The 17,748-nt window shown below is 45.3% G+C and carries 16 protein-coding genes; 7 read left to right on the top strand and 9 right to left on the bottom strand.

What is annotated here, in order from left to right:
* The first annotated feature begins 213 nt into the window (after window positions 1-213).
* Window positions 214-750, top strand: a complete 537-nt coding sequence (locus CSH93_RS15385) for a gamma carbonic anhydrase family protein (RefSeq protein WP_100644187.1) — start codon at window positions 214-216, stop codon at window positions 748-750.
* Window positions 751-772: 22 nt separating this feature from the next.
* Here the strand turns inward: CSH93_RS15385 and aroE are convergent, their stop codons facing one another.
* The 7 genes from aroE to CSH93_RS15350 all read right to left on the bottom strand — a co-directional run bounded on the left by aroE (window position 773) and on the right by CSH93_RS15350 (window position 6,793).
* Window positions 773-1,600 carry a shikimate dehydrogenase gene (gene aroE / locus CSH93_RS15380; RefSeq protein WP_100644186.1) on the bottom strand — a complete coding sequence of 276 codons (828 nt, stop codon included), beginning with the start codon at window positions 1,598-1,600 and terminating at the stop codon, window positions 773-775.
* A gap of 98 nt (window positions 1,601-1,698) precedes the next feature.
* Window positions 1,699-2,397, bottom strand: coding sequence for an OmpW family outer membrane protein (locus CSH93_RS15375; RefSeq protein ID WP_100644184.1), 699 nt, complete (start codon window positions 2,395-2,397; stop codon window positions 1,699-1,701).
* A 157-nt stretch (window positions 2,398-2,554) separates the two neighbouring features.
* The gene (gene hemF, locus CSH93_RS15370; RefSeq protein WP_100644182.1) at window positions 2,555-3,490 is read right to left on the bottom strand and encodes an oxygen-dependent coproporphyrinogen oxidase; all 936 of its coding nucleotides are present in this window, start codon (window positions 3,488-3,490) and stop codon (window positions 2,555-2,557) included.
* A gap of 1 nt (window position 3,491) precedes the next feature.
* Window positions 3,492-4,046 (bottom strand): DNA topoisomerase family protein, encoded by a 555-nt coding sequence (locus CSH93_RS15365; protein WP_100644180.1) that lies wholly within the window; start codon window positions 4,044-4,046, stop codon window positions 3,492-3,494.
* Window positions 4,047-4,080: 34 nt separating this feature from the next.
* Entirely contained in the window at window positions 4,081-4,557 is a 477-nt protein-coding gene (locus CSH93_RS15360) for a DUF494 family protein (RefSeq protein WP_100644179.1), read from the bottom strand.
* Between the two features lies 1 nt (window position 4,558).
* A complete protein-coding gene (gene dprA / locus CSH93_RS15355; RefSeq protein WP_100644177.1) occupies window positions 4,559-5,692 on the bottom strand; it encodes a DNA-processing protein DprA in 1,134 nt (377 codons plus the stop codon).
* Window positions 5,693-5,725: 33 nt separating this feature from the next.
* The gene (locus CSH93_RS15350) at window positions 5,726-6,793 is read right to left on the bottom strand and encodes a LysM peptidoglycan-binding domain-containing protein (RefSeq protein ID WP_100644175.1); all 1,068 of its coding nucleotides are present in this window, start codon (window positions 6,791-6,793) and stop codon (window positions 5,726-5,728) included.
* A 200-nt stretch (window positions 6,794-6,993) separates the two neighbouring features.
* Here CSH93_RS15350 and def point away from each other — a divergent pair, with 200 nt between their 5' ends.
* The 4 genes from def to trkA are packed head-to-tail and all read left to right on the top strand — an operon-like array spanning window position 6,994 to window position 11,171.
* On the top strand, window positions 6,994-7,503 hold the full coding sequence (def, locus tag CSH93_RS15345; protein WP_100644174.1) for a peptide deformylase: 510 nt from the start codon (window positions 6,994-6,996) through the stop codon (window positions 7,501-7,503).
* Window positions 7,504-8,457 (top strand): methionyl-tRNA formyltransferase, encoded by a 954-nt coding sequence (fmt, locus tag CSH93_RS15340; RefSeq protein ID WP_100644173.1) that lies wholly within the window; start codon window positions 7,504-7,506, stop codon window positions 8,455-8,457. It abuts the gene before it with no gap.
* Window positions 8,454-9,755, top strand: a complete 1,302-nt coding sequence (rsmB, locus tag CSH93_RS15335) for a 16S rRNA (cytosine(967)-C(5))-methyltransferase RsmB (protein ID WP_100644171.1) — start codon at window positions 8,454-8,456, stop codon at window positions 9,753-9,755. The genes fmt and rsmB overlap by 4 nt, the downstream gene beginning before the upstream one ends.
* 36 nt (window positions 9,756-9,791) lie before the next feature.
* Window positions 9,792-11,171 carry a Trk system potassium transporter TrkA gene (gene trkA / locus CSH93_RS15330; protein WP_100644169.1) on the top strand — a complete coding sequence of 460 codons (1,380 nt, stop codon included), beginning with the start codon at window positions 9,792-9,794 and terminating at the stop codon, window positions 11,169-11,171.
* 3 nt (window positions 11,172-11,174) lie between these two features.
* On the opposite strand, the gene CSH93_RS15325 is transcribed toward trkA, so the two are convergent.
* Entirely contained in the window at window positions 11,175-12,626 is a 1,452-nt protein-coding gene (locus CSH93_RS15325) for a TrkH family potassium uptake protein (RefSeq protein WP_100644167.1), read from the bottom strand.
* Between the two features lie 537 nt (window positions 12,627-13,163).
* Here CSH93_RS15325 and polA point away from each other — a divergent pair.
* A complete protein-coding gene (gene polA / locus CSH93_RS15320; RefSeq protein ID WP_100644165.1) occupies window positions 13,164-15,938 on the top strand; it encodes a DNA polymerase I in 2,775 nt (924 codons plus the stop codon).
* A 274-nt stretch (window positions 15,939-16,212) separates the two neighbouring features.
* Here the strand turns inward: polA and yihA are convergent, their stop codons facing one another.
* Complete coding sequence (gene yihA / locus CSH93_RS15315; protein ID WP_100644163.1) at window positions 16,213-16,815, bottom strand: ribosome biogenesis GTP-binding protein YihA/YsxC; 603 nt, start codon at window positions 16,813-16,815, stop codon at window positions 16,213-16,215.
* Window positions 16,816-16,987: 172 nt separating this feature from the next.
* On the opposite strand from yihA, the gene CSH93_RS15310 reads away from it, so the two are divergent.
* Window positions 16,988-17,623 carry a c-type cytochrome gene (locus CSH93_RS15310; RefSeq protein ID WP_100644161.1) on the top strand — a complete coding sequence of 212 codons (636 nt, stop codon included), beginning with the start codon at window positions 16,988-16,990 and terminating at the stop codon, window positions 17,621-17,623.
* Window positions 17,624-17,748: the final 125 nt, after the last annotated feature.

Here is a 17,748-nt window from a genome sequence, read left to right as displayed (position 1 = left end):
GCTAAGGGATTCCGTCAAATCATTGGCACTGCCGTTGATTTGTTTGTTTCGTCTTCCCGTTGAAGCGAGCGCGCATTCTACAGACCTAACATCTCAGGTCAACCGCTTTTTTGAAAAAACTTTAAAAAAGTTGTTTTTTGACTGAAGAACGAACAAAAAAGCGTTTTAATATACAGTCTATCTACAACTCATTTACAACAGGCTGATTTTTGTATGCCAATAAAAGCTTATAAAGGTGTTACCCCAACGATTGGTAAAAGTAACTATATAGATGAAAGCGCTGTGCTCTACGGCGACATTGTTTTGGATGATGACGTAGGCATTTGGCCATTGGTTGCCGCCCGCGGTGATGTAAACCACATTCGTATTGGTAAGCGTTCTAATGTACAAGATGGTTCCGTGCTGCATGTAACCCGTGTATCTGAAAAAAATCCCAAAGGATTTCCGCTTATCATTGGAGATGATGTAACCGTTGGGCACAAATGTATGCTGCATGGATGTACCCTAGGTAATCGTATACTCGTAGGAATGGGAGCTATTGTGATGGATGGTGCAATAGTCGAAGATGATGTCTTTATAGGTGCGGGTACTGTCGTACCACCTAACAAACGATTACGTTCTGGCTATTTATATGTTGGCAACCCAATGGTGGAAAAGCGAAAGCTCACTGACGGCGAGGTAGCCTTCCTAAAACAATCCGCCCTGAACTATGTGAAGCTAAAAGACGAATATATAGAAGAAGGGCATTAAGCCCTCTTCTCTATATAGCTACTTATAATTGTTCTCGTAATTCTGCAATGACGGGCTGAATATTCGGAGTGAAGTCCGTCCAAATCCTAAAACTCATTGCCGCTTGACCAACCAACATACCTAAACCATCGCTTATCTTCTTTGCCCCAACACCTTTTGCCCATTCTAGGAAAGAGGTTGGCTGACTGGCATAAACCATGTCATAGACCAAATTGGCATCGGCAACAACGCTAGATGAAATTGGGGGGATTTGATTATCAAGACTTAATGAGGTTGCGTTGATCACTACATCAAAACTGCGTTTGTCGATTTCGTCAAAGCCCAAAGCTTCTAATTGCACTGGTTGCTTAATCGTTTCCGCTATTTCAATCAGTTCTTTGGCTTTTGCCACCGTTCTGTTGGTGATCGTGATTGACTCAGGATTTTGGTTCATTAACGCTCTTAAAACACCTCGCGCAGCGCCACCCGCGCCTAACACCAATACTGATTGCCCACCCAGCTCAACACCTTGGCGTGTTATATCACTGAGCAGTCCCATTCCATCGGTATTGTAACCGGCTAAAGAACCATCACTTAGTTTAGCGATGGTATTCACCGCGCCGGCCAATTTCGCTTCTTCACTGAGCGTATTTACTAATCGACATGCCTGGAGTTTAAAAGGCGCGGTAATATTGCACCCTTTAGTTTTAGCATTGGCGAAAAATGACGTTATATCATCAACGAAATCTTCTTTAGTGGATAGTTCTGCGGTGTATTCGATATCAAGATCAGCTTGCCGAGCGAAAGCGGCGTGAATAAAAGGAGAACGACTATGCCGTATCGGATTGCCAAAAACTGCGAACTTTTGCATCAACACGAGTAATTTGTGAGCCTTGTGCTTAATCTACATTAAACATGCGCAACAAAAAAGCTCCGCGAACGGAGCTTTTGTTAATCTAAAATCAGCAATTAGAATTTGTAGCCGACTGAAATGGTGTATACCCAAGGATCAATCGTTACAGTATCGATTTTACCAAGGTCTGAACCGTTCACTTTAAAGCTCGCTTCAGTTTCAATGTCGATATAGCGTACAGAAGCATTGATGAACATATTCTTGTCGATGAAATAATCTGCGCCCACTTGAACAGAGAAGCCTAAAGACGCATCCAAGTCCAAATCAGAAATTACAGCACCGCCTGTTGCACCTTCAATTACATCAACAGTAGCGCCGTTAAATTCTTCGTCGAAGAAGATAGTGTAATTTAAGCCAACACCAACATAAGGTTGGAACTGCGCATCTTTATCTGCAAAGAAGTAGTTCGCTGTTACTGTAGGTGGTAAGTGTTTAGTGCTACCTAGGTTAATGCCACCGCCGATACCAATATCATGGCTAAAAGGCGTTGCCGCCAGTACTTCAACATTCCAGTTGTCAGCGAAGAAATACGCAAAGTTCAAACCTAGCTGCGTGTTGTTATCTACATTCACGCCACCCACGGTTTGACCGCCTAAGGCGAAATCGGCACCGCCGACTAAAATATTTGAGCTACTATCGTCTGGTGCAACAGTTGTTAGGCCGCCACGAACCAGCATATCGCCTTTTTCATAGGCAAACGCTGAAGGAGCGATGGCAATGGCCGCTAGTGCGAGTGCTAAAGTAGTCTTTTTCATGTGTTTTCTCTCTTTATGTTTATGCGTGTGATGGGGGGCACTATAAACATCAAAAAAAGAAAAAAGTTGATCTAGAACAAGTGAAAATTTCTTGTTGTGAAACCAAGAGTTACGATTGATCTAAATCAATAGACTTGTGGCCTAGCCTCGCTTTTGCCTACCACTCTTGGGGTTTTAACCAGTCCAATAGCTGCGCTTCAGGTGTTCCAGCTTTTGCCTCAAAACCGTATTCCCAACGCGCCAGCGGTGGCATAGACATTAAAATGGACTCTGTGCGACCACCACTTTGCAAGCCAAATAAGGTGCCTCGATCATAGACAAGATTAAATTCAACATAACGCCCGCGGCGATACAGTTGAAATTGACGCTCTCGCTCGCCAAAGGTTTTGTGCATATTGTTTTGGATTATAGGTACATAAGCAGGCAAGTATCCATCGCCGACGGCTCGCATAAACGCAAACGATTGCTCAAAACCCCATTGGTTTAGATCATCAAAAAATAATCCACCTACTCCACGCGTTTCACCTCTATGGGGTAAGTAAAAGTATTTATCACACCACGCCTTGTATTCAGGGTAGACCGAGTCGCCATAGGGCTGACATAACTCTTTCGCCACTTGGTGCCAGTGTTTAACATCTTCGCGTTGTGGATAAAACGGCGTGAGGTCAAATCCACCCCCAAACCACCAAATCGGATCCGCACCGTCTTTTTCTGCCACAAAGAAGCGCACGTTTGCGTGAGAAGTTGGCACATAAGGATTGTGCGGATGGATCACCAATGACACGCCCATGGCCTGAAAATGTCGCCCTGCTAGCTCAGGGCGAGCAGCTGTTGCAGACGCGGGCATCTTGTCACCGAATACGTGTGAAAAGTTGACGCCGCCCTGCTCTATAACCGCGCCATTCTTCATAACCCGAGAGCGACCGCCACCGCCTTCTTCGCGGTTCCATTCATCGACAACAAACTCGCCTTTTCCATCAACCTCTGCGAGGCCTTTACAAATATTTTGCTGGAGGCTCATGAGGTATTGCTTAACGCTTTCGATTTGTTCGCTGGTAATGGCTTCGATAGGACCGTGATGTGGTTTAGACATGCTACTCGCTTACTGGTTGTTTATGACCGCACTTTGGCTGCGGACAGACTAGTTTTTCGTTATGTTTGAGCATTATGGCCCAACCACATTGCTCGCATTGCTTATTGATTGGTTGGTGATTCACCACGTATTTACAATCTGGATATCGGTTACAACTATAAAACGCCTTGCCAAACCGATTGGTACGCTTCACCAACTGTCCCTCATGACACACAGGGCAAGCCACTTCTGTTTCAGATTGCGACTTCAATGACTCTATATGGTGGCACTCCGGCATATTGGTACAGCCGATAAACAAACCATATCGGCCTTTTTTAACCGCCAATTCGTGTCCGCACTCGGGACATTTTGATGAAGGAATGGTTTTAACCACATGCACTTCGTTGTCGTGCAGAGGTTTGGTGTAATCACACTCAGGATAGGTAGAGCAACCGATAAAAGCGCCGCTCTTACCTCGCCTAACCACCAGCACAGCCTGGCATTTAGGGCAGTCCCCAAATGCAGCGCTTAATGCATGGTTTGCCGCACTGAACAGCGAATGATTAATTTTACTCACGTACAGCCTAGGCGTTGTTAGATGAACTTATTCTTTAATGTAACACACCGCCACTTTCATCGAACAATAAATCTTCCATCTGCGCATAGGCGTTTTCTTTGCCTGGTACGTTAAACAGCACCATCAAAACAACCCATTTGAGGTCTTCAAGACAAAACTCTGCAGCGTCGATTTCCATTACGCGGTCGATCACCATTTCCCGTGTAGCACCGTCAAGCACGTTAACTTGCTCAAGGAACAATAAGAAACCTCTGCAGGCAGCGTCTAAACGCATTTCCTCTTCATGCGTATACATACGCATGGCAGAAGCAACATTGCCTTTAGTTAGGTATGGTTTAATGTCCGTTTCTTGTAATGCGGCCAACTTCTCTAGCCACGCTAGCGCTTTGTAGATTTCATCATGATGGAAACCCGCACGCACAAGCTCATCGGTCAACTCATCTTGGTCGACACAGATTTCACTTTCACTGTGGATAAGGTTTTCAAACAGATACATGAGGATATCGAACATATTATTTTCCCCTCAATTTAACGTAACCTCCTGGAGTGGATGCTACGAGACCTCGCAACTCATATTCTAATAATGCTGCCATAACTTCTTGAACCGGCAGTTTGCTGCGTTCGGTAATGATGTCGATTGGTGTGACATCAAACTCTACACTATCTAACAAATCTGGGGTTGCCAAGAGAGAAATGGGACTTTTTTCACGAGTTTCAATAGCAGTGTGATCGGACAATAAGCTAAGCACCTGAATTTCATCTAAAATGTCTGAAACGCTTGTGGTTAATTTAGCACCTTGTTGAATTAAAAAATGACACCCATCGGACTGTGGGGAGTTAATATTGCCAGGAACTGCAAACACCTCACGGTTTTGCTCCAGCGCGAGCCTAGCAGTGATCAATGAACCACTTTTAACTGCCGCTTCCACCACTAAAACCCCAAACGTTAAGCCACTTACAATCCGGTTGCGGCGAGGGAAATACCCTTTATGCGGGGCAGTGCCTGGCGCAAACTCACTGAGCAGTAACCCTCCCAGCTCAACAATGTCGGTGAAAAGCGCGCGATTGCGGTGCGGATAACAAACATCGATGCCACAACCGAGCACAGCAATAGTGTTACCCTGCCCACCTAAAGAGCCTTTGTGTGCCTGCGCATCTATTCCTAACGCGAGGCCTGATACCACACAAACGCCGTACTGATTTAGATTCTGTGCGAATTCAAACGCAATTCGCTTACCGTAGTGGGTCGGCTTGCGACTGCCCACAATGGAGATTTTAGGCTTCTTAAGTAGTTCAATGTTGCCTTTCACAAATAGCGCTAGAGGCGCTGTGGTGATATGCGACAACAATTCCGGATAACAACTATCTTCTGGTGTAATAACCCACTGGCGCTTCTCGGGCTGGTGCCACTGTAGTGCCTTCTCTACATTGTGTTGGTCTTTTAGCCCCAACAAAATATCACATTGCTCAGCATTGAAACCCAACGCTTTAAGCTGGGCATTTGAAAGGTTGTGTAATTGAGTAGCGGAAACACCGGCACAACGCTGCATCGCCTGCCATTTGCGTGCGTCAAAACGTGGTAATGAAGTGAGTTTTATGTAGGTGCGTCGAGTCGACTCATCTACCCAGTCAGTGGAATGTACCAAGTCTCCTCCTTGAGACTATCAAAATACATTGGTCTAAGGTTTAGCGACTAAGACTCCGTTCTTAATCATCTCGCTTGCACGTGTAATGATCGCGTAGCTCGCCTTATCAAAAGTTTTAAAAACCACCAGCTCGCCAATCTTGATGGCCGGTTGCTTAATAGTCGATCCATCTTGGAAAGCACCTTTAAGTAAGCTCGACTCTCCATCATATTGAGGCTCTTCACCATCATAGATATCTGGGCCTTCGAGGTAGATACCCATAACAGTACCTGGCTCAATATCTGATGCGCCTAAATCAATAATCACAACGTCGTGCTTGCCTAGCAAATCACGCTGGTGCAAATTGCTGATCACCTGACCATTTTGTCTCTTATTGGCAGGCACCAATTTCATATCTTCAGGCGTTTGTTTTTTGGCGGCGTAGAGTCGATCGCCACGCATCGCTTCATAGTTGCTTTGCTTAACCCTGACCATCCATTCATTTTCAGGTTGGGCTTCGGTTAACGCAGCATCCGCGACATGGCGTACCTGATAGCCAATCGAATTGCCGAAACGGTCAAACAATTCATTTTGCTTTCTGACAATCACGTATTCATCAGATGAACGACCCGTTGCTTTTGCCAACACAACGTCATCATTGACGAATCGAATATCGCCGAAGCTATTACCCAATAAGTGCGGTAATCTCTGATAGGACTCTTCAGACATGATCATGTCGTTGTTCAGATAAGGCGCAATGGCACTCCAAGGCAATAAAGGGATCGCGCCAGTTTTCGTAGTGCGGTTCACATTGGGTGAAAGTGTCACTACGCGCTTGTCTGGCCGGTCAACGGTTAATACCGGACGTCCATCTTCCCATTGCAGCGTGAGTATATCGCCTGGATAGATCAGGTGAGGGTTTAAAATCTGTGAATTCGTGCGCCATAACTCTGGCCATAACCACGGTTTATCTAAAAACAGATTAGAAATATCCCAAAGTGTATCGCCTTGTTTAACTTCATACTGCTCAGGCGCACTGTCTTTAACTTGAATTTCTTGCGCAAAGCACCACATAGGTAGTAATACCAGCAGTACTAAGATTTTTAATTTTGGTTTAAACATACCTTCCCCATGAGGTTGTAATTTAATCCATTACCATATGGCACTCTCTTGGTTATCGGGCATTCGTCGTAATACCTAAGAAAGCTCGCACCCAATTACCGTTATGCGTTAGAATAATGGTGTTGTAAACCCTGTAAAGCGTGTTATGCCACGTTTAGTATAGGAATTGATACTGAATTAAAGTGTAGTTGAAAAATATCATGGCAATATTAGAAGTTTTAAGTTTTCCCGATGAGCGCTTGCGAACTGTCGCTGAGCCGGTAGAGGCTGTTGACGATTCCATCAAGCAATTAGTTGCCGACATGTTCGACACTATGCGCGATGAAAACGGTATCGGCCTTGCTGCTACTCAGGTAAACGTGCACAAGCGCGTGGTGGTAATGGACGTCTCTGAAGAGCAAAATGAGCCACGGGTTTTTATCAATCCTGAAATCATCGAAAAGAACGGTTCAACGGTTAGCGAAGAAGGATGTCTATCAGTACCGGGCAACTATGCCAAGGTCGACCGCGCAGAATACGTTAAAGTCCGTGCTTTAAATGAAAATGGTGAAACTTTCGAGCTTGAAGCTCATGGTTTGCTCGCTATTTGCATTCAGCACGAACTGGACCACTTAAAAGGTGTTTTATTCGTTGACTATTTGTCACCTTTAAAGCGCCAGCGCATACGCAAAAAGCTTGAAAAAGAAGCTCGCATGGCGGCGCGCGCGTAAATGACACCCTCTGCCGAGCACCCTTTACGCGTTATCTTTGCTGGCACGCCAGACTTCGCGGCAAAGCATTTAGCCGCTTTACTATCGTCACAGCATGAAGTGGTAGCGGTGTATTCACAGCCCGATCGCCCTGCGGGTCGAGGTAAGAAATTACACGCCAGCCCAGTGAAAGAACTTGCGATTTCACACGATATCCCAGTGTATCAGCCCAGCACACTAAAGACGGAACAAGCACAGCAAGAATTAGCCTCAATTGAAGCTGACATTATGGTGGTGGTTGCCTATGGCTTGATATTGCCAAAGGCGATTTTAGATACACCGCGTTTAGGTTGCATCAACGTTCACGGCTCTATTTTACCTAAATGGCGAGGAGCTGCACCTATCCAACGAGCAGTATGGGCCGGCGACGCTGAAAGTGGTGTTACCATCATGCAAATGGACGAAGGTTTGGATACCGGCGATATGTTGTATATCGAAAAAACACCGATTGCTGCAGATGAAACCAGTACCTCGTTGTACGACAAATTGGCCGAAACCGGACCCGTGGCGCTGCTTCATACGTTAAACAACTTATCGTCTTTAGCGCCGCGAAAACAAAACGAATCTGAAGCCACCTACGCCAAGAAATTAAGCAAAGAAGAGGCTCGCTGTGATTGGTCTTTATCCGCTGCGCAACTTGAACGGAACGTACGCGCGTTCAACCCCTGGCCCGTCGCATGGTTCGAAGTGGCTGACCAAGCTATTAAAGTTTGGTCTGCCGAAGTAGATAAAACCAATGCCAACAAAGAGCCTGGCACTATAGTAAGTGCCAACAAATATGGGCTGGCAATTGCCACGGCAGACGGTGTATTGGTTATCAAAACCATGCAAATACCCGGTAAAAAGCAAGCTCAAGTATCAGACATCCTGAATGCGCGAGCTGACTGGTTCCGCGAAGGAACCATACTCTCGTGAGCAGCCAGTCAAACGGTACTTCACTACGAGCAGATGGTGCCAAGTTACTCTTCGCCATATTAGAACAAGGCCAGTCAAGCCGATCACTGCTTAAGCAAGCCCAAAGTAAATACAACGATGCACGTGATAAAGCATGGCTACAAGAAATGGTATTTGGGGTATTGCGGCAGCTCCCCATCCTGCAATTCTGGTTACGCCGATTGTTGGAAAAACCGCTAAAGGGTAACAAGAAAGTGTTAGAACACTTGTTACTCTTGGGGCTTTACCAATTGGCCTACTCCCGCGTTCCAGCTCATGCAGCAATCGGCGAAACAGTTAACGCAACGCGTAAACTCAACGCACAGTCATTAAAGGGCTTAGTAAATGCTGTATTGCGTGAGTTTCAACGCAGCGATTTAGCTCAACAGTTGCCAGATAGCGCCGCTGCACTGGCTGGATTGCCCAATTGGTTGTTCAAGCAAATCGTTGATGCCTACCCCACTCAAGCAGAGCAAATAATTGCTAATACCAATGCCAAAGCGCCGGTTTGGTTGCGCGTTAATCGTCAACAAACTTCTCGCAATGACTATATAAAGCGTCTAGATTCGAGCAATATCTCGTTTTCTATTCCTGAAACTCATCAAGACGCCATAATATTAGACAAGCAAGTCGATATTACCTCGCTACCGGGATACGCAGACGGACTGTTTGCAGTACAAGATGGTGCAGCGCAACTGGCCGCAGATTACATGCAGCCTCAACCCAATGATCGCGTGCTTGATTGCTGCGCAGCGCCCGGCGGGAAAACCTGTCATTTACTGGAGCGCGAACCGAGTATCGAATGTATTGCAATCGATAATGATGCCTCTCGTTTAACGCGCGTGGAAGAAAACCTAGCACGTTTAAAATTAAGTGCTCGTGTTGTGTGCGCAGACGCTGCAGATACTAATTCATGGTGGGACAAAACGCCTTTTGACCGCATTTTATTGGACGCCCCCTGCTCAGCAACCGGCGTTATTCGTCGTCATCCTGATATTCGTTGGTTACGAAAAGCCAGCGACATTGATACATTGGTCGAGATCCAGAGTACCCTATTGCATGCGCTCTGGCAGACGCTAAAACCTGGCGGAACAATGGTATACGCAACATGCAGTATTTTACCTCAGGAAAACCAGCAACAAATTGCTCAATTCCTAAAGGTCACTCCAAACGCACAACTCTGTACTAAGCTTCATGGTGAAAATATTGGTCGTCAACTGCTTCCAGGAGAAGCGCAAATGGATGGCTTCTATTACGCCAGACTGTTAAAGTCAGAATAGAACAATAAAAATCGATATGCCGTCAGTGAGTCGTACATGAAAATTATCATCGTTGGTGCAGGCCAAGTAGGTGGTACGCTAGCCGAAAACTTGGTTGGCGAAAAAAATGAAATCACAGTAATTGATGCCAATGGAGATCGCCTGCGCGAACTGCAAGACCGTTTGGACTTGAAAGTGGTTACGGGCGTAGGCAGTTACCCTGACGTATTAAGACAAGCTGGCGCCGAAGATGCCGACATGTTGATTGCCGTTACTAACAGTGACGAAAGCAATATGATGGCATGCCAAGTAGCACATTCATTATTCAATACTCCGACGAAAATAGCACGGGTGCGCTCTGAGGAATACCTGCTGTATCAAGAAGACATGTTCAAACCCGAACATGTGCCTATCGATCATGTTATTGCACCGGAACAATTGGTGACCAAAGCAATAAAACGTCTTATCGACTATCCCGGTGCGTTGCAAGTCGTGGAATTTGGTGACGGGAACGCAAGCCTTGTGGCGGTTAAAGCCTATTACGGGGGGTTGCTCGTCGGCCATGCTTTATCGGCGCTTAAAGAGCACATGCCCAATGTAGAAACGCGGGTTGCTGCTATTTATCGCCGTGGCAAACCAATAAGACCTTTGGGCACCACCATAATTGAAGCCGATGACGAAGTATTCTTTATCGCAGCTACTAAACACATTCGCGCAGTAATGAGTGAGTTGCAGAAATTAGAGTCGAGCTATAAGCGCATTATGATTGCCGGTGGTGGTTTGATCGGCGCGGGCTTGGCTAAACGCCTAGAACATAAGCATTCGGTCAAATTGATTGAATACAATCAAGACCGAGCGCGATATTTGGCTGCCCACCTAGATAAAACCATTGTCTTCAGTGGTGATGCGTCAGATGCGGAATTGCTTTCAGAAGAAAATGTAGAGCAAGTCGATGCCTTTATTGCTGTAACCAATGATGATGAAGCTAACATCATGTCAGCAATGTTAGCGAAACGAATGGGCGCTAAGAAGACAATGGTGCTGATCCAGCGCAGTGCATACGTCGATTTGGTACAAGGTGGTGAGATTGATATTGCGGTATCACCCCAACAAGCGACCATTTCAGCACTACTTACCCACGTTCGCCGTGGCGATATCGTGAACGTTTATTCATTACGCCGTGGCGCTGCCGAAGCGATAGAAGCCATCGCCCATGGCGATGAAAACACATCCAAGGTTGTAGGGCGACAAATCAGAGACATCAAGCTACCACCGGGCACGACGATTGGCGCAATAGTACGAGAAGACTCAGTGATCATTGCGCACAGCGACACTAAAATTGAAGCCAACGACCATGTTATTATGTTTTTAGTCGATAAGAAGTTCATTGGTGATGTCGAAAAGCTGTTCCAACCCAGCGCATTCTTCTTTGGGTAAAGCTTAACTGCGCCAGAATGTGGGTGAAAACAGCACCAACAAAGAGAATATTTCAAGACGGCCAAACAACATGGCCAGCACAAGTAACCACTTGCCAGGATCGCTGACGTCAGCATAAGTTCCCGCAACACTGCCTAAACCCGGGCCCAAGTTGTTTAACGTGGCTGCGGTAGCTGTAAAGGCGGTAATATCATCGAGTCCTGTTGCAATCAGACCTATCATGATCACCACAAACACAATGGCGTAAGCTGAGAAGAAGCCCCAAACGGCCTCTACTACGCGTTCTGGCATAGAACGATCGCCTAACTTTACGGCGTACACGGCGCGCGGGTGGATCAAGCGGTCGACTTCTCGCTTACCTTGTAGAAACAGTAGAAATACACGAATAACTTTAAGTCCACCGCCCGTTGAGCCCGCACAACCGCCAATAAAACTCGAAAATATCAACAATATTGGCAAATACGCAGGCCATTCAGAAAAGCTGGTAGTGGCAAAACCGGCTGTAGTACTGATAGAAACCGCCTGCAACATGGCTTGATCCAAAGCGGCTTCTGCAGAATCGTAATAGCTCTCGCCAACTAACACTAAAAAACACACCGTGATCAAGGCGAATTGAATAGCAAAGAAAGCCTTAAATTCAGGGTCTCGCCAGTAATTGTTCAGTGAACGAGACGTTGCAGCAGCAAAGTGCAATGAAAAATTCAATGCTGCAATCCACAAAAACACCACACAAACCACATTCACCACGGGGCTATTGAAGTACCCTAAGCTCGCATCGTAGGTACTGAATCCGCCAATGGCGATGGTGGAGAAAGCATGGCAGATAGCATCGAAGACACTCATGCCGGCGAGCCAGTAGGCAATGGAACATGCCGTTGTCAGTGAAAGGTAGATATACCAAAGCTGCTTGGCGGTATCGGCTATTCGCGGGGTCATTTTAGAGTCTTTTACCGGACCAGGTGTTTCTGCCCGATAAAGCTGCATGCCCCCAACCCCAAGAATAGGCAGTATCGCTACCGCTAACACGATGATACCCATCCCACCGAGCCACTGAAGTTGTTGGCGGTAAAATTGAACCGCCTTGGGTAAGTATTCTATACCCTCGATAACAGTAGCCCCGGTCGTAGTAAGCCCAGAAAAACTCTCAAAGAATGCATCAGTAAGGCTCATTTGGGGCTGTTCTAACAATACAAATGGCAACGCACCAAAGCTAGCAAGAACGGTCCAGAAAAGAACAACAATCAAGAAGCCTTCCTTTGCGCGCAAATCTGAACGATTGAATCGGTTGGGATACCAAAACAACGTGCCCGTAATAATACAAAGGAAGAATGCAAGGATAAAAGGTAAGCCACTACCGTCTTGGTAGATCAGCGACACTACCGCAGGGGGGATCATGGTCACACTGAAGAGTGCAACGAGTAACCCTAGTATTCGGACGATAGACCGATATTGCATGTAACGTCAAATTCCGGCGCAATTGAAAGCGTGTAGCAAGATTATGGTGATAACCATCGAAAACTTAAAGTTTTTTATGCACTCAAGGAGAAATCAATGCGCTTTATAGAGAAAACTCTCGGTTTGACCCAGACATCTGGCACTAAAATGAATGAATTCAACGCTTATGCATTTATTGAATCTTTCTATTCCAAATTTTGTTAAAAAATTATTAACAAAAACTGTTGTGCTACCGTTAACTTGTGCTAGATTACTCGACCGCTTTAAATCTTCATAAATTTACCGCGGCAGCAATATCCACAGGATAAAAAAACAACAATACGGGCTCAATAAATCACCCGAGAAGCAAAATTAAGCCTATAAAACATACACTTGGAGTGTGTCTATTTTGACATCCAGGTGCCTTTGTGTTGTCTAAATCTCAGCTTGCCCACAGAGTTATCCACAGAATTTCATGTATTGATCAGCACTAACATTCATGGTGAATCCCATACGGATATGGCATTCTAAACAGTATCGAAAATTGAGTATTCATTCATGGCTACAGACACAAAACCTCCTTTTATTCTCGTTGACGGCTCTTCTTATTTATTCAGAGCGTTTCACGGTATGCCGCCACTGACCAATTCAAAAGGTCAAGACACCGGCGCGATTTACGGTGTGATAAACATGCTTAAAAGTTTGATTAAGGAATATCAACCGACACATATCGCTGTTGTTTTTGATGCAAAGGGCAAAACCTTTAGAGATGATATTTATCCAGAGTACAAAGCGCATCGCCCACCGATGCCTGATGAACTAAGACAACAAATTGAGCCGCTACACCAAATCATTAAAGCTATGGGGTTGCCGATTATTGTAGAGCCCAACGTAGAAGCCGACGATGTTATTGGAACACTCGCAAAACAAGCGACACTGAAAGGCATTGATACGTTGATCAGTACTGGCGATAAAGATATGGCCCAGCTCGTGAATAAGCATGTCACGCTGATCAATACCATGAATAATCAGCTTATGGACATTGAAGGTGTTAAGCAAAAGTTCGGTGTGCCCCCAGAATTAATTATCGATTTTCTTGCACTCAAAGGGGATAAAGTTGACAACATCCCAGGGGTTCCAGGCATAGGCGATAAAAGCGCACAAGGACTTCTAACAGGTATCGGCGGCTTAGACAAAATATACAAAAATCTCGACAAAATTGCAGAGTTAGAATTTCGAGGAGCGAAAACCCTTGGCAACAAAATGGCTGAGTACGAAGAGCAAGCGATGCTTTCCTATCAGCTCGCGACCATTGCTGTAGACTTGCCTCTGGAATACTCACCAGAAACCTTGTCTCCTTCGGCGCCTGATTATCAAGCGCTCGCAGAATTATATGCCGAATACGAATTTAAGCGATGGTCGCAAGAAGTGGCCAAGATACTGGGCGGAGAAGCCGTCAGCGCAGCACCAGAGCAAAGCAGTGCTGTCCCAAATGACAACGCCATATCTCAGAAGTTTGAGAAAGGACAATACGAGATAATCTTTACTCAAGAACAACTCGATCGCTGGATAGAGAAACTCAATCAATCCAAGTTATATGCGATTGATACCGAAACAACCAGTCTAGATTATATGCAAGCAGAGTTAGTCGGCCTTTCATTTTGCTGTGAACTAGGTGAAGCGGCCTACGTGCCTTTGGCGCACGATTATCCCGGCGCGCCAGAGCAACTCGATCGTTCTACTGTTTTGGCCCAGTTGAAACCCCTCATCGAAGACACTCAAGCCAAAAAGGTTGGTCAGCACATTAAGTACGATATGAATGTATTGGCAAACTACGACATACATTTGAGCGGAATTGCCTTTGACACCATGTTGGAGTCTTATGTAACCAATAGTGTCGCAAGTCGCCACGATATGGACTCACTAGCACTGGCGCATCTTGGTCACTCAACAATTAGTTTTGAAAGTATCGCTGGAAAAGGTGCCAAACAATTAACCTTCAACCAAATAGCGCTTGAAGAAGCGGGTCCATACGCAGCAGAAGATGCAGAAGTAACATTGGCGCTGCACAAAGCACTTTGGAGTAACCTTGAAGCAGAGTCGGACTTAAAAGCGGTTTACCAAACCATCGAGCACCCCTTAATTCCGGTATTGGCGCGCATGGAACAAACAGGTGTACTAATAGATAGCCAACGCTTGCATCAACAATCACAAGATCTTGCACAACGGATCCTAGAGTTAGAGCAAACAGTGCATGAGGAAGCCGGTGAAACCTTCAATTTAGGATCGACCAAGCAGCTGCAACACATATTGTTCGATGTGATGGAGTTACCTGTGATCAAGAAAACCCCTAAAGGTGCACCATCAACCTCAGAAGAAGTGCTGCAAGAGCTTGCGCTAGATTATCCGCTACCCCAAATGATCATGGAGTATCGAGGCTTAACAAAGCTGAAAAATACTTACACCGATAAGTTGCCGAAAATGATCAATCATAGGACCGGTCGAGTGCATACTTCTTATCATCAAGCCGTAACCGCAACAGGACGCTTATCCTCTACCGACCCGAATTTACAAAATATTCCTATTCGCACTGCTGAAGGCAGACGCGTGCGCCAAGCATTTGTGCCAAGACCAGGATATAAAATAGTCGCTGCCGATTACTCTCAGATTGAGCTGAGGATCATGGCCCACTTGTCTGGCGATGATGGCCTTCAGTCAGCTTTTGCTGCAGGCAAAGATATCCACTCAGCCACAGCTTCAGAAGTGTTTAATACGCCGCTTGACGCTGTAACTGCGGATCAGAGGCGCAGCGCGAAAGCCATCAACTTCGGCCTAATCTATGGTATGTCTGCGTTTGGTCTTGCCAAACAACTAAACATTCCAAGGCACGAAGCACAAGCCTATATGGATAAGTACTTTGAACGTTATCCTGGCGTGCTTACTTATATGGAAGAAACACGTGAAACGGCAAAACAAGATGGATATGTGACAACCGTGTTTGGCCGTAGACTGTACCTACCCGATATTAAGTCAAGCAATGGCGCGCGACGAAAAGGCGCAGAACGTGCGGCGATTAATGCGCCAATGCAGGGCACTGCAGCTGATATTATTAAAAAGGCGATGATCGTCGTCGATGCGTGGCTGCAAGACCAAGAAGAAGAAAGCGTGTATATGATTATGCAGGTGCACGACGAACTTGTTTTTGAAATAAAAGAACAGTTTATAGACGATTATGTAAATAAAATTACAGAACTCATGGAAACCGCTGTTTCACTCTCCGTGCCATTACTTGTTGAGGCTGGCGTCGGAATGAATTGGGATGAAGCCCATTAACGGTTATAATATAAAGCAATAAATTTTGTAATTTTATTACATAAAACTTGCAATATTACGTCAGCTCTGTACACTGCTAAGCGTAGGGTACAGAGGTTAACAAATTTGTGTTTCAACCTTTGATTTGACCCCAGCGGTTCTCGCTGGGGTTTTTTTATGGATAAAAAATATTGGAAAAAGTTTGAACTTTACTGTTCAGACGGACTCATACTCTACGGTTTTTGTGTGTTTTCTCTGAAGTCCTATTCTAGCCCCGCTCTTGCAGCGGGGTTTTTTATTGCTCGTTGAGAGACAGCCATGCACTCAATGTATTTTCGAGATCCGGTAGTCCTATTCTATTCAATGACGAAAAGCACTTAACAGTAACATCACCGCAAAATGCTAGTGCCGCTTCTTGAGTCATCATCAACTGCTCTTTACGTTTACCACTTTTCAATTTATCAGCTTTCGTCAACAGCGCGAGAACCGGAATATCAGCATTCACCGCCCAATGAATAAGCTCTTGATCTAAGTCTTTGAAAGGGTGACGAATATCCATTAATACGACCAACCCTTTAAGCGATGTCCGTTTTTGCAAATATTCGGCTAATGCGGCCTGCCATTTCTTCTTCATCGCTAACGGGACTTTTGCATATCCGTACCCGGGCAAATCGATTAAACGTCGATCTTCATCCAGCTCAAACACATTGATCATTTGCGTTCGCCCAGGCGTCTTACTGGTGCGGGCTAAGTTCTTTTGCCTCGTTAACGTATTCAAGGCACTGCTTTTTCCAGCATTTGAACGACCAGCGAATGCCACTTCAACACCACTATCATCTCCAAGATGACGAATGTCAGGGGCACTGAGAGTAAACTTAGCTCGAGTAAAATAAGTCATTGCTGTTCCAATTTATGTCATTGCCAAAGCGAAAATATTCCGACTTTTACCCAAAAACCAAATAAATCTGCACTATTTGTGTGCTAATAGGTTTTTCTGGCGAATGAAACGTGTAAAATGTGAATGTTATCACGCTTTTAGGGTAACAATTTAATTGCGGAAGAATAGATTTATGAAAAAACTTGGTTTGCTATTTTGTGTTGCAATGTTTTCTACCAGTGCAGCGGTTGCCCAACAAGAAATGAAAGGTGACCCAGAGGCCGGAAAAGCAAAATCTACAGCCTGTGCAGCGTGTCACAGTGTTGATGGTAACAGCGTTATCGATATGAACCCTAAGTTGGCTGGCCAACATGCGGGTTACTTAGTCAAGCAGTTGCAAGATTTTAGAACAGCGTCTCAAACTGGCGGTGCTGAAGGCCGAAACAATGCCGTAATGAATGGTTTCGCTGCTGGATTGTCAGATCAAGACATGCTGGATATTGCCGCTTACTTTGCAAGCCAAGATATGAAACCGGGTTCAACACCAGAAGATATGATTGATGCTGGCGCTGCATTATACCGCGGTGGAGATGCAGAAAGAGGCATCACAGCATGTATCGCGTGTCACGGTCCCAAAGGCAACGGCATGGGCTTAGCTGGCTTCCCTGATATCAGTGGCCAACACGTTACCTATACAAAAACACAACTGGAAAGCTTCCGTTCAGGTGCACGTGCAAATGACTTGAATGGTATGATGCGTGATATTGCGAAAAAACTGACCGACGAAGATATTGAGTTATTATCTAACTATGTCAGCGGTTTACACTAACCTGTCAAAAATTTGTCGGTTTTTTTTGTAAAAAAGTTGTAATAAAAATTTTTTGCTGTATTCTACTTGGCAAATCAGAAGCAACACCTTTTCGCCAAATAACAATAATAATGCGATAGGTTAGC

Origin of the sequence: Neoalteromonas facilis (assembly GCF_002807665.1) — a bacterium.
Classification (GTDB): Bacteria; Pseudomonadota; Gammaproteobacteria; order Enterobacterales; family Alteromonadaceae; genus Alteromonas_E; species Alteromonas_E facilis.
This window is presented reverse-complemented; position numbering and strand designations above follow the sequence as displayed.

What these genes read in the sequence shown, in the direction of transcription:
- trkA (WP_100644169.1), top strand. Translation starts at nt 9,792, where the DNA reads ATGAAAATTATCATCGTTGGTGCAGGCCAAGTAGGTGGTACGCTAGCC.
- CSH93_RS15350 (WP_100644175.1), bottom strand. Translation starts at nt 6,793, where the DNA reads ATGTTTAAACCAAAATTAAAAATCTTAGTACTGCTGGTATTACTACCT.
- CSH93_RS15375 (WP_100644184.1), bottom strand. Translation starts at nt 2,397, where the DNA reads ATGAAAAAGACTACTTTAGCACTCGCACTAGCGGCCATTGCCATCGCT.
- CSH93_RS15310 (WP_100644161.1), top strand. Translation starts at nt 16,988, where the DNA reads ATGAAAAAACTTGGTTTGCTATTTTGTGTTGCAATGTTTTCTACCAGT.
- CSH93_RS15385 (WP_100644187.1), top strand. Translation starts at nt 214, where the DNA reads ATGCCAATAAAAGCTTATAAAGGTGTTACCCCAACGATTGGTAAAAGT.
- CSH93_RS15325 (WP_100644167.1), bottom strand. Translation starts at nt 12,626, where the DNA reads ATGCAATATCGGTCTATCGTCCGAATACTAGGGTTACTCGTTGCACTC.
- hemF (WP_100644182.1), bottom strand. Translation starts at nt 3,490, where the DNA reads ATGTCTAAACCACATCACGGTCCTATCGAAGCCATTACCAGCGAACAA.
- def (WP_100644174.1), top strand. Translation starts at nt 6,994, where the DNA reads ATGGCAATATTAGAAGTTTTAAGTTTTCCCGATGAGCGCTTGCGAACT.
- CSH93_RS15360 (WP_100644179.1), bottom strand. Translation starts at nt 4,557, where the DNA reads ATGTTCGATATCCTCATGTATCTGTTTGAAAACCTTATCCACAGTGAA.
- aroE (WP_100644186.1), bottom strand. Translation starts at nt 1,600, where the DNA reads ATGCAAAAGTTCGCAGTTTTTGGCAATCCGATACGGCATAGTCGTTCT.
- fmt (WP_100644173.1), top strand. Translation starts at nt 7,504, where the DNA reads ATGACACCCTCTGCCGAGCACCCTTTACGCGTTATCTTTGCTGGCACG.
- yihA (WP_100644163.1), bottom strand. Translation starts at nt 16,815, where the DNA reads ATGACTTATTTTACTCGAGCTAAGTTTACTCTCAGTGCCCCTGACATT.
- polA (WP_100644165.1), top strand. Translation starts at nt 13,164, where the DNA reads ATGGCTACAGACACAAAACCTCCTTTTATTCTCGTTGACGGCTCTTCT.